At 39.7% G+C, this 12216-nt stretch carries 11 protein-coding genes; 1 reads left to right on the top strand and 10 read right to left on the bottom strand.

What is annotated here, in order from left to right; all coding sequences use genetic code 11:
* Window positions 1–18: 18 nt before the first annotated feature.
* From J1C91_RS04230 to ftsW, 10 genes are all read right to left on the bottom strand, one after another.
* Window positions 19–798: a glycosyltransferase family 2 protein gene (locus J1C91_RS04230; protein WP_002904930.1), complete on the bottom strand. Its 780-nt coding sequence runs from the start codon at window positions 796–798 to the stop codon at window positions 19–21.
* The gene (locus J1C91_RS04225; RefSeq protein WP_002909343.1) at window positions 788–1147 is read right to left on the bottom strand and encodes a DUF2304 domain-containing protein; all 360 of its coding nucleotides are present in this window, start codon (window positions 1145–1147) and stop codon (window positions 788–790) included. Before J1C91_RS04225 ends, J1C91_RS04230 begins: the two co-directional genes overlap by 11 nt.
* Window positions 1147–1863 carry a glycosyltransferase family 2 protein gene (locus J1C91_RS04220; RefSeq protein WP_002909342.1) on the bottom strand — a complete coding sequence of 239 codons (717 nt, stop codon included), beginning with the start codon at window positions 1861–1863 and terminating at the stop codon, window positions 1147–1149. Before J1C91_RS04220 ends, J1C91_RS04225 begins: the two co-directional genes overlap by 1 nt.
* Window positions 1864–1899: 36 nt before the next feature.
* Window positions 1900–2892, bottom strand: a complete 993-nt coding sequence (locus J1C91_RS04215) for a glycosyltransferase family 8 protein (RefSeq protein ID WP_002909341.1) — start codon at window positions 2890–2892, stop codon at window positions 1900–1902.
* A gap of 6 nt (window positions 2893–2898) precedes the next feature.
* Window positions 2899–4227, bottom strand: coding sequence for a lipopolysaccharide biosynthesis protein (locus J1C91_RS04210; RefSeq protein WP_002909340.1), 1329 nt, complete (start codon window positions 4225–4227; stop codon window positions 2899–2901).
* 314 nt (window positions 4228–4541) lie between these two features.
* Window positions 4542–5738, bottom strand: coding sequence for an elongation factor Tu (gene tuf / locus J1C91_RS04205; RefSeq protein ID WP_002895003.1), 1197 nt, complete (start codon window positions 5736–5738; stop codon window positions 4542–4544).
* Between the two features lie 122 nt (window positions 5739–5860).
* Window positions 5861–6859 carry an anti sigma factor C-terminal domain-containing protein gene (locus tag J1C91_RS04200; protein WP_002909339.1) on the bottom strand — a complete coding sequence of 333 codons (999 nt, stop codon included), beginning with the start codon at window positions 6857–6859 and terminating at the stop codon, window positions 5861–5863.
* The gene (locus J1C91_RS04195) at window positions 6846–7316 is read right to left on the bottom strand and encodes an RNA polymerase sigma factor (RefSeq protein WP_002909338.1); all 471 of its coding nucleotides are present in this window, start codon (window positions 7314–7316) and stop codon (window positions 6846–6848) included. The genes J1C91_RS04200 and J1C91_RS04195 overlap by 14 nt, the downstream gene beginning before the upstream one ends.
* Window positions 7317–7437: 121 nt before the next feature.
* A complete protein-coding gene (gene ppc / locus J1C91_RS04190; protein WP_002909336.1) occupies window positions 7438–10284 on the bottom strand; it encodes a phosphoenolpyruvate carboxylase in 2847 nt (948 codons plus the stop codon).
* Between the two features lie 46 nt (window positions 10285–10330).
* Window positions 10331–11563, bottom strand: a complete 1233-nt coding sequence (ftsW, locus tag J1C91_RS04185) for a cell division peptidoglycan polymerase FtsW (protein ID WP_002903126.1) — start codon at window positions 11561–11563, stop codon at window positions 10331–10333.
* Between the two features lie 154 nt (window positions 11564–11717).
* On the opposite strand from ftsW, the gene J1C91_RS04180 reads away from it, so the two are divergent.
* Window positions 11718–12194, top strand: coding sequence for a glutathione peroxidase (locus J1C91_RS04180; protein WP_002909335.1), 477 nt, complete (start codon window positions 11718–11720; stop codon window positions 12192–12194).
* Window positions 12195–12216 lie beyond the last annotated feature (22 nt).

The raw sequence follows: 12216 nt of genomic DNA, 5'->3' as shown, positions 1-12216 counted from the left end.
TCCTTGTAAATAACTCTATTAGTTTGAGTTAGCATCTTGACTCTTCATGTATGCTTTATTTATCAGATTTGCCACCCACTTTGGCCAGAAAAGCTGATACATGAACAAATCTTCTTTAGTCCGAGTGTTATCTGAAATGGTCTTGGTTGTTTCAGACTCTCCATGAATTCGGTGGCACATAAGCTTCTCAGAAATATAAGCAAAGCGACCCTTATAGGCGCTAATCTTGTACCAAGCATACCAATCCAGACTCACGCGCATTTCCTCATCAAATCGAAAATCCTTTAATGCCTCTAAGTTGTAAGTTACCGCCGGACAGGAAATAGGATTTCCAAAAGCCAGGACACGATTTCTCCAAAAACGGCTGGCCGGCATCAGATTCAAGGTTTTAAGCATGAGAGTCTTGATTTTCAGATTAGTATTAGCCGGAATTTTGACTCCATTTTTCTCTTCAAAATAGTCTGTATAGGCAATGAGAATGTCCTTCGACTGCTCTATTTTTTGCATCACTGCTTCTAGATAAGTTGGCTCATAGTAGTCATCCTGATGAGCAATGGTAGCATAAGAAGTCTCAACAAAGGAAAGGGCATTATTCCAGTCCTTACCGATACCACCGCCTTCTTTCGTGTAAAAAGGAATACCGTACTTCTGGCACAGCTGCTTGATTGAATCCAACGGTGTTGAGCTATAGCAGATAATCTTTGATGGCAAGGTTTGAGCTTGCAAAGACAGGATACAAGCTTCTAAAAATTCACTCTCGCCATAGGCGCAAATCACCCAGGTATGGTTATTTTTCATCTTTTTCACTCTCTAACTTGGACATTCTTTGCTTCATGATAGACAATTCTTGCACCAACTGCTTGATTTGCTCCTTTTGCTTGGAAATGGAAATAGTATGTAAAAAAACAATAATCAGTAGGAAAAAGATGGCCAAGGACATGACAAAGTTTGAGGTCAGCTCAAAGCCCAACAATTTGGCAATCGAAACTGGAATCCAATCAAAAATAGAGATAACAATCATTACAAAGCCAATAATAATCCACATAAAGGCTTGCTCAAATAAAATATTGTTTTGATTGATATTCCGAAAGACAAAATACAGGAATAGAACTGAAGCCACTAGCATAACAATAGACAAAATGGACATTATTCACTCTCTTTCATAAAAGCAGCAATCAAGATCGAAGAGCAAACTTCAATCATATAGCGAATGGACTTAATAGGAGTAATCGAAGAGACTCCTCCTGCACGTTCAAACATATTGGCTGGTGATTCCACCACTTTATATTTCCGCTTCAAGATATGGACGATTGATTCTGGCTCAGGATACTTGATAGGATAGCGCGCAGCGAATTGTCTAATAATGTCTTGATTGGCCAAACGATAGCCTGATGTGGTATCCAGAATCCTTTTGCCAGTTGTTAATTTAATAAAAGCTGAAATAATGGTAATGCCAAAACGCCGCATAAAAGTCGTCTGAAATTCCGAAGACTTGTCACCGATAAAACGAGAACCAACAACCAAATCAGCCTGCTGACGACGAATAGGATCCAGCAAAGCATCCAGCGACTCAATATCATGCTGACCATCTCCATCAAACTGTACGGCCACATCATAATCCTTCTCAAGAGCATACTTATAGCCCGTCTGAACAGCTCCGCCAATCCCTAAATTCATAACCAAATGAATAGCATTCAGATGATGGCTGTCCAAAATCTCCTTAGTTCTGTCAACGGATCCATCATTGATAACTACGTAGTCTAAGTCAAAATCAACTTTCTTCCGATATTCTACAATGCTCATAACCGTATTTAAAATACTTTCTTCCTCATTATAAGCAGGAATTATCATTAAAACTTTCATTAATTTAATCTATTCTTTCTATAACATGTCATCACATTATTTTTTGTTTTTCTGCAACTGTTTTTTTCTATATTTCATAAAGCTCGGAATTAGGGAATTGATAATCTTATATCTTAGCATTGGAAAAGGCTTCATAACAATATTAAAGATTCTAAAACAAACAAAATACAGCTGCCAACCTTCTTCCATTGGTGTATCCTTCCATGGAGTTTTGTGTAGATAATAGAGGTACTCCTTTTTAAACCTATGTGTATTCCCCTTCCGCCAAGGTCTCTCTTCACCTAGATAGTGAATAATTGTAGGTGCTTTCCGAAAATGATTAAAATCTTCCTGTGACATAAACTTAGTTGGCTTACTTAATTCACTCAACGTTTTATAAGGATAGACATCATAAATATTAAAATAATTAAAGGAAATTGGCAAGGTAAAAATTTGCTCTTTCAAGGCTCCATTTAAGGCATCTTGGTCTGGTGCGAATAGCTTTCCTTCATGAAATTGATAAAATTCTATGACCTTTTTACCAATCTCTTCCCTACGCCATTTTTTTAGATCGATCAATAGGACACCCGAATTATGATAGGGGTGCTCTTTCAAAGCTAGAAATTCCTTTCTTGACTTATCCACAGTTGGTTCGGGACACATACCTATTACCTTATCTCCTAAGTCGCTATAAAAAAGAGAACCTATATCTTCTAGAACTAGTGTATCTCCGTCGAGATATAAAATCCTATCAACTTCTTGTGGAAGAAGTTTATCTAAAAAAAGACGTGCCAAAATAATTGAAGACCAACCGTTTGTATCAAAATCAAAATCAATATAGTCTGCGATATTATTTATAGAAATAATACAAACTTTTCTATCGTAACTTTTAGCAAATCCTTTTAATTTGTTTTGATTCTCTTGGCTTATCCTCTCGCCAATTAAATATACTGTAATATTCTCAGCAGATTTATTATTCTCAAATATAGAACACATACAGGTTGCAACTTGAGGTACGAACGCATCATTTAATGTAAATAAGATATTCATAAAATTCTACTTCTTTCTTTTTTCCTGATTTTTAGCAATGCCATAAATAATCAGACTTGTTGCATAAAAGACGCACATGGAGATTAAAAAGGAATTAGCAGCTCCCAGCAATTTTTGATCACGAATAAATGGTAAAGTAATAAATTTTGAAACAGCAAATGTCAATAAATAGGCTATCATCAGATAATGCTGTTTTCTAAAGATGGTCATAATGATATCAACCACTAGAGCAAAAACATTCAAAATACCGCCTATAAGTAATATAGTGAAAGGAAGCTTATACTCCTGTAATTTGATACCATAGACAGCACTAAGCACTTCTGTACCAATCAGATAGCCCAAAATAACAATAACAAGTCCTAAAACAGTCATTACTAGATTTAGAGTATTGACCTGTTTGAAAAATAGTGTAAATTTCTTCTCGTTCCAATAAATAGAAAGCTGTGTAGTCAACGGTCTCAGGACGAAGAATAAAAGGGATAGGACAAAGACAGGCATGAATAGAACATTAAAGTCTCTTTGAACCCCAGATGAAAAATAGCCATTTGTCAAAAGGTAATCAATATCAATTTTTGGCTCGTTATAGATATACGTTATCAAAAATCCATTTAAAAACAAGGGAAAACTATTTTTCAAAATAGAATACACATTTTTTCTATCATCATGGAGTTTAGGCGAAAACTTTTCCTGAGAAAAATGTAATCTACAGTTTCTGAAATCTAAGGGGAAGGTCAGAATAAAATTCGCACAACAAATAACAATACTAGCTACCATCAATGATTTTGTAAGCAACAGGACTATCGCAAATATTAACATACAAATCCAGCTCCTATAGAATTGCACCTTTCCGGCTAAATCTGATCTATTTTTTTGCTGAAATAATCCTTGAAAAACATCTGAATACGCATCTATAGCCCGATAAACAACAAGCAATAAAATAATACTAGATTTGTAAACATCATACCCTTGCCATAGAGTATAGATAAACGATGTTAAAATCATCAAAAAGACCGTAAAAAGTCTCGTATTATGATAAGAACCAAATTGGTATCTTTCTTTTACATCCGTAGATTGCAGATTTCTAACTTGAAAATAACCTAGAACAAAGAACTGCTGACCAAGAGCATAAGCAATACTAAAAATATCAGAATCTCTTGAATCTAGAAATCTAGAAGCTAGTAGAAGCAAGACGACTGATATCAATGAAGATGAGACTGTCCCCAACATGTTCCATATATAGTTATTTTTCAGTCCTTCTTTTGAGATTATTTTTTCTATTTCTTTATTACCGTCATTATTTTTAGCATAAGGTGATGATCCTGATTTTGAGGGCATTTTTCTTCTCCAAATGTATTCTATTTCTTATTATACTATACTTTCAGTGAAAAGTGAAAATCCTTCTTGAAAGAATCTCTCTTTTAAATGATACTTTCTTCCCCAACCTAATTAAAAAGGACAAAACTTCTATCAAGCTTATATCTATACTTCTTCTCTTTCCGTTTCCTAAATCATCTTAAAGGTGGTTCTGCAAAATCAAGCTATCTATTCTGGAGATTACCGACTACCTTTTATTCTTCTGTATACTAAAAAACCTCGTTTTCACGAGGTTTAGTGTCTGATTATAATTGTTATCTGGGAACGGAATCGAATTAAGCTTCGATTTCTGTAACCATACCTGAACCAACGGTACGTCCACCTTCACGGATAGAGAAAGTAGTACCTTGTTCAACGGCGATTGGGTGGATCAACTCAACGTCGATTGTTACGTTATCACCAGGCATTACCATTTCAGTACCTGCTGGAAGTTCGATTGAACCTGTAACGTCAGTTGTACGGAAGTAGAACTGTGGACGGTAGTTGTTGAAGAATGGAGTGTGACGTCCACCTTCTTCTTTAGTAAGGATATAAACTTCACCCTTGAATTTAGTGTGTGGGTTGATTGAACCTGGTTTAGCGATAACTTGTCCACGTTCGATTTCATCACGTTGGATACCACGGAGAAGCACACCTACGTTGTCCCCTGCAAGACCTTCGTCAAGCTGTTTACGGAACATTTCAACACCAGTAACAACTGCTTTTTGGATTTCTTCTTTGATACCAACGATTTCGATTTCGTCGTTGACTTTAACGATACCACGGTCGATACGTCCTGAAGCAACTGTACCACGACCAGTGATTGAGAATACGTCTTCGACTGGAAGAAGCAATGGCTTGTCAGTATCGCGTTCTGGTTCTGGGATGTACTCATCAACAGTGTCCATCAATTCCATGATGATGTCTTCATATTTAGAGTCACCTTCAAGAGCTTTAAGAGCTGAACCTTGGATAACTGGAAGATCGTCACCTGGGAAGTCGTATTCTGACAAGAGGTCACGGATTTCCATTTCAACCAATTCAAGCAATTCTTCATCGTCAACCAAGTCAACTTTGTTCATGAAGACGATCAAGTGTTTAACACCAACCTGACGTGAAAGCAAGATGTGCTCACGAGTTTGTGGCATTGGTCCGTCAGTTGAAGCTACTACAAGGATTGCTCCGTCCATTTGAGCGGCACCAGTGATCATGTTTTTAACGTAGTCCGCGTGTCCTGGAGCGTCGATGTGAGCGTAGTGACGCTTAGCAGTTTCATACTCAACGTGCGCAGTGTTGATAGTGATTCCGCGTTCGCGTTCTTCTGGAGCAGCATCGATAGACGCATAGTCTTTAGGTTGGTTAACTGCTGAAGGCAAGCGACGTGCCAATACAGTTGTGATAGCTGCTGTCAAAGTAGTTTTACCGTGGTCAACGTGTCCGATAGTACCAATGTTAACGTGTGGTTTACTACGATCGTATTTTTCTTTTGCCATTTGAGTAAAAGCCTCCAATAAAATATATTTTATAGATAGACAGTAGGCAATACAGTCTAACTTTCCTTACTATTTTATCAAATTTAAATGAAAATGCAAGTCTTTTAGCATTTTTTTGTGAATTATTCCTTGTCTAACTGATAGTAAGGCTGATTGGAAACGGAAGCACCAATACTCGAAGCAGCAATCCATTCTTTCCCTTCTAATTGGCTGAAATTCTCAGCTTTCCCAGTCAGAATAATACCAGAAAAGGTCAATTGATCCCGATTTTCTGCTTCACGAATATCTAGCTGACCAAATTTCTTGAGATAGGACTCAACCTCATTGTACATGTTGTACCCACTAACACTTGGGAAAAGATTTTTATCTGCCTTTTTCAGATAATCCAAGAAAGTCTGCTGCTCTTTCTTAGCCTCTTTTGCCTTCTTCCTAACATCTGAATCATAAGTAAAGAGAAGACTAGCGTTAGCTCCATAGGTCAGCTTGGGATCAGAATACAGTTCAATACCATTTTCACTATCTTCTGACTGACTGCCAATCCAGTACCAGTTGATTTTGAGATTGTTCGGTATCATCTGCTGGATTTCCTTATAGGTATAAGGCTTATCAAAAGTCAAAGCTACTTCCACCAATTGATTCGGCATTTCTTTGACAGAAGCCAACTCTTTAGGCATAGAATTACTATCCTTTGTCCCTTTGGCATTGATATTATAGAAGACAGGATATTTTTGACGCAAGGTTCGCGTATAGGTTCCTGAGAGAGACAAATAAGTCCCTTCCGCAGTCGGATCTCTAAAAGCACCTATGAGTGAATAGTTTCCCTCATAGGAAGGATAAGCCACCTTCACTCCATCTAAATCCTTGAAACGATCGGAACGTAAGGTCCCTGAAAAAAAGGAAGTTTGAGTGTGGTAAAGACTATCATAGTCAACATTAGGATAGGCGATTTCGGACATAACTTCGTACTGTTTTTGTAAGTCTCGTCCGTTACCAGAGGTTAATTCTGCCAGCCCCTTTCCTAGAAGACCTAAGAGAACTAAAGATACAACGGAGCTAATAGCGACTGTCTTCCAGATTCTTTTTCTTCTGCTTTTCTTTGCAACATTTTCAAATGTTTCCATTTCGATATCCTTTCTTTTCCAGCTCCTTTCGGAGTTTAGCACGACTGCGCATCAGCTGAATCTTGACCTTGCTAACTGAGTAAGACATGATTTGGGCAATCTCCTTGACCGTGAAATCTTGAAAATAATAGAGTTCTAAAAGCGTGGCTTCCTTGAGTGGCAGATCTTCTATCATACTTCTTAGCAGCTCATAATCTTCATTTTCAAAGGGATTGACAAGATCTTTTCCAAAAAATTCTTTTCGCAAAATCTCCAAATAATGCTTATCTCTCCTATATCTGTCGATATAGCGCCGGATGGAAACTCGATACATCCAAGCTCGCATCTTTTCCGCCGGAATAATAACCTCTGTTTCCAACATCTTGACAAAAACGTCCTGAACTACATCTTCTGCTTCCACTTTAGAAGCCCCTGACTTCTGCAGATAGGAGACAATCTCGCGAGCAAAGCCTATCAAGATTGTTTCATATTCATCTAGTTTGATAAGCTCACCCCCTCCTTCACTAGTATAACGAATTAAGTAGCCCTTTGGTTACAAAAATAGAAAAAACCGGAACAATTCCGATTTTCTCTTTGTATTAGCCAGAGTTTCTCAGACCAGTCGCAATACCGTTGATGGTGATGTGAATCAGCTTTTCTTGATCAGGTGTGAGCTGGCCATTTCGCTGACGCTTGATCAGTTCTAGCTGGATATAGTTCAAAACATTAAAGTAAGGCATACGATAGTGCAAGCTATCTCTCAGATATGTGTTTTCTGCTAGGAGCTCATCATGACCTTCAATCTCTAGAATGACATCCTTAGTTAGCTGCCACTCATCCAAGATAATATTGAAAATATCTCGCACATTCTGATCTTCACAAAGCTGCGCATACTCAAAAGCGATATTCATATTTGACTTAGACAGAACCATGTCTACATTTGATAAGAGTGACTTGAAGAACGGCCATCTCTTATACATAAATTGCAGAAAGGCTAAGTTATTTTCTGGGTCTTCATCAATGAATTCCTTGAAACTCGACCCGACACCATACCAGCCTGGGAACATAACCCGACTTTGAGACCATGAGAAGACCCATGGAATCGCCCTGAGGCCACCGATTTCAGTGATGGTTTTACGGGCAGCTGGACGAGAACCGATATTAAAGCTAGAGATAGCCTTGATAGGGCTGGATTCAAAGAAATAATCGTAAAAACGCTCGTCACCAAAGACCAAATCACGGTAAATCTGATAACTGCGATTGACTACTTGGTCCATGATTCGCTCATATTTATCAGAAGTATGGCTATCGCTCTTCTTATGAGTTACCATGCGGTTAATGGCAGCAGACACCAGCATTTCCAAGTTATAGTAGGCTGCGTCTTTGTTTCCATATTTATTTCCAATAACTTCGCCTTGCTCAGTCAGACGGATCCGGTCATTGATACTGCGGAGTGGCTGAGATGTGATTGCTTCATAGGTTGGGCCGCCACCGCGTCCCACCGTACCACCCCGGCCATGGAAGAAGGTGATTTTCACGCCAAACTTATCACCGATAGCTGTCAGCTGCTGTTGAGCCTTATAGAGAGTCCAGCAAGAAGATAGGTAGCCACCGTCCTTATTACTGTCTGAATAGCCCAGCATGATTTCCTGGTAATTATCCTTAGAGGCAATCCACTTCTGCGCAATTGGCAGAGATAGGTATTTCTCCATAGTATCGCAGGAATTGTCCAAATCCTCAATGGTTTCAAAGAGCGGAACAATCTGGACACGTGCTCCGTTTTCATCAATCAGCCCTACTTCCTTAAGCATAATAGCCAACTCAAGTAGATCTGATACACTGGTCGAGTGAGAGATAATATTCTGCTTAATGACTTCCTCACCAATGGCATCTTTTAGCTGACGGGCTGTTTTGAAAATCTCCAGTTCTTTTTGCAGGAGTTCAGACTTAGGCTCGTGAGTAGCTGATAGGATACGAGGATCTTCAAGCAGCTGCTTGAGCAGTACTTGGCACTTCTCTTCCTCAGACAGACTACTATAATCTTGAACAATATTAGCTGAAGCCAAGAGCTCAGCCACACAGGCCTCATGAACGCTGGAATCCTGCCGCATATCAATGCTGGCCAAGAAAAAGCCAAAAACATCAACCGCTTGGAGAAGTTCAGTCAAGTCCCCATTTACCAAGGCTTCGCCATGATGTTCGATAAGAGAATCATAAATGACCTGCAAGTCTTCCTTGAATTCCTGAGCTGTTTTGTAAGAAGGTGTCTCCTCTTTCTTCAGCTCAGTCAAGGTCTCGCTGATACGAGACTGGATATAGTTAGGAATGATTTCTCTTCCTTTATTGCTGACAGAAAGGTTAGCCTTCGCAGAAAATTTTTCCTCAGCTCGGTCAGTCAATCGCTGACCATCATTTGAGAAATTGCCTTCTTTTAGGTAAAGCAAGGTTTGAATCAGCTTGGACTGGATATAGTGAAAAGCACGGCGGTAAGGCTCATTTTCCCGATAAACAGACTTGTCTGTAGACAGAGCTGCCATTTCTGCTACTGCCTGACTGGTTTCTGAGAGGTTGGTCGAGAGCGAAAAGGTGCGATAGAGTGTATAAACCTTGTCAATGTAATAGTTGAGAATGACTTCACTCTGGAGGGTGGCTGACAGTTTAAGGGTTTCTGCGGTTACAAAAGGATTGCCATCTCGGTCACCACCAATCCACATGCCCATGGTAATAGGCTTAGGATTATCCAGCTTGATACCGCGCTCTTCTGCCAAGCGTCTGTATTCGACCATAAAGTTGGTGATTGCTTGCAGGAAAGAGCTGTTATAGTACTCCATGACATTGGTAATCTCATTGGTCACTTTCAGCTTTTTCTCACGGATCATATCCGTCTGCATCATGAGCTCAATATAGCGGCGGAGATTTCCTAGCCACTTCTTCTCATTTACCAAGCCTGCTTTAACATCTCGGTGCTGGCGCAGCAAACTATGGATATGATTGGTTAAGTCCAGAATAGTCTTGCGCTGAACTTGCGTCGGGTGAGCTGTCAGTACTGGCACAACATTCAGGTTTTCCAGAATTTCCTGAGCATTTTCCCGCGTTGAAATCAAGTCAATAGTTGTTGACAGTTTCCCAAGATAATCTTGATTAATATTGTTCTGGTGGTTGATTTCATAAGCTAAGTCCACGTCTTCTGAGATATTAATCAAAAGCGGCAAAATAGAGAAATAACGAGAAATATAAACCATTTCATCCGTCGTCAGTTCTTCTACAATCGCTTTTAGCTCATGATATTTGGAGTTGACAGCCAACTCTTCCATGAGGGAGATTTTTTCAAAGGTCTCAGGGTTGAGAAGATTCCGAGTAATGTCGGCAAGCAAGTCTGTCAAAATGGCGACTTCTTCTCGAATCACTTCTTTATTGCTGTAGCTTTCTAATTTGTTAAATGACATAATCTGCACCTTTCATTTTTACAACAACTGTTCACACTAACTGCGATTAAGCTTCCTCAGACTGGTCTTGCGCCTCCGCTTCCATCTGTTCATAGAGGGCATCACGGCGCTCGTTGGCATCAATATTGAGTACCAAGGCGATGGCTACTGACAAGACCAGAAGACTGTTCCCTCCTTGCGATAGGAAGGGGAAGGTTACTCCTGTAGAAGGAATGAGACCTGAAATTCCACCGATATTGATGAAGGTCTGCATGAGTATCATACCGCCGATTCCCAAAGCCATCATGGAGTTAAATGGATTCTTAGCCCGAATCCCTACCAAGATAATTCTCAAAATTAGGAAAAAGAGCAAGGCCAGAATCAGACTGGCACCAAAGAAACCAAACTCCTCTATCACGATAGAAAATACAAAGTCCGTATGAGCTTCCGGCAGATAACCGCGCTTCTCAATAGAGTTACCCAAGCCTAGACCAAACCAGCCGCCATTACTCATAGCATAGTAGGAATTAGCCAATTGGTGGCCAGAGCCAGACAAATCCTTGAAGGGATTGAAGAAAGCGCTGAAACGCTTGGCCACATACCCAAAGACTGGAATCTTAGCCACGCGCTCAACCCCAATTATCCAAATGCTAGTTAAAACCAATCCCGAAACACTGACAATGGCTCCCAGCATCGTAGAAAACCATCGATAGCCAATCCCGCTGACAGCTATCATTATTACGACGGTCAAAAATAGAATAGTCGCATTTCCAAGGTCAGGCATAATCGCTACAATCCCAATCAGAATAGCCACCATGGTCCGCCAGTCGTTAAAGGCTTTAGGAAACCAATGGTTATGGGTCAGGGCTTGGTAGTCATAGACCTTTATCTCCTCCTGCCTCTTTGTGAAGCGAAAAGCTAAATACCAGACCAGAATAATCTTCAAATACTCCGCAGGCTGAATACTGAAAGCTCCAAGCTTGAGCCAACCATGGGCGCCGTTAATAGTCCCTGTTATAAAACGAGATAAAAGCAAGAGGATAATCTCAGCAAAGATAACTATAGTCAGGATGCCTCCTTTTTTCAGGAAACCCAAGCGGATTCTATATAGGAGCGCAATTATAAAGAGACTTATTACCCAAAAAATCCCCTGATTCAAGACCATGCCAAAACCATTTCCTCCGGCCTGAATCGAGGTAGGACTCGTCGTTGAATAGACCACAATCAATCCCAAAACAGATAAAATCAAATAGGGAATCAAGATGGAATAATTCAACAAGTGCTTCTTGTCAATTTTCATATTTCACCATTAAACTTCTAAAAATTCAATTCTCATTATACCACCTTTTGGATTGAAAAAAAAGCATTAGTGCAGAGACTGGAACAATATAGCCTTGCTTTCTATCTTTTACATAAAATTGTGATAAGATAGAAAGCAAACAAAGGAGGAGAACATGACAGACATTTATGATATCGAAATCCAAAAACAAGACGGAAGTCTGCAAAAAATGAGTGATTATAAAGGAAAGATTCTGCTGATTGTCAATACAGCGACCGGCTGCGGCTTCACTCCTCAGTATCAAGAACTGCAGGAACTCTATGAGCGCTATCAGAAAGACGGATTTGAAATCCTGGATTTCCCCTGCAATCAGTTTGGCCAGCAGGCTCCTGGAGACGCTGCAGAAATCAATAGCTTTTGCAGCCTTAACTACGGAACGACCTTTCCCCGATTTGCTAAGATCGAGGTCAATGGCCCTCATACTGCTCCACTCTTTGACTGGCTCAAAAAAGAAAAAAGCGGCCTTCTGGGTGAGAAGATTAAATGGAATTTCACAAAGTTTCTGGTCAGCCGAGACGGAACAGTCATCAAACGCTTCTCTCCACAAACTTCTCCCAAAAAGATAGAAGAGCTCATTCAAAAGCTATTATAAAAAGTAGGAAAAAGCAAAACGA

This window comes from Streptococcus sanguinis, assembly GCF_050222175.1.
GTDB classification, from domain to species: Bacteria; Bacillota; Bacilli; order Lactobacillales; family Streptococcaceae; genus Streptococcus; species Streptococcus sanguinis_M.
Note: the sequence above shows the minus strand (reverse complement) of the source record. Positions and strands in the feature narration are given on the sequence as shown.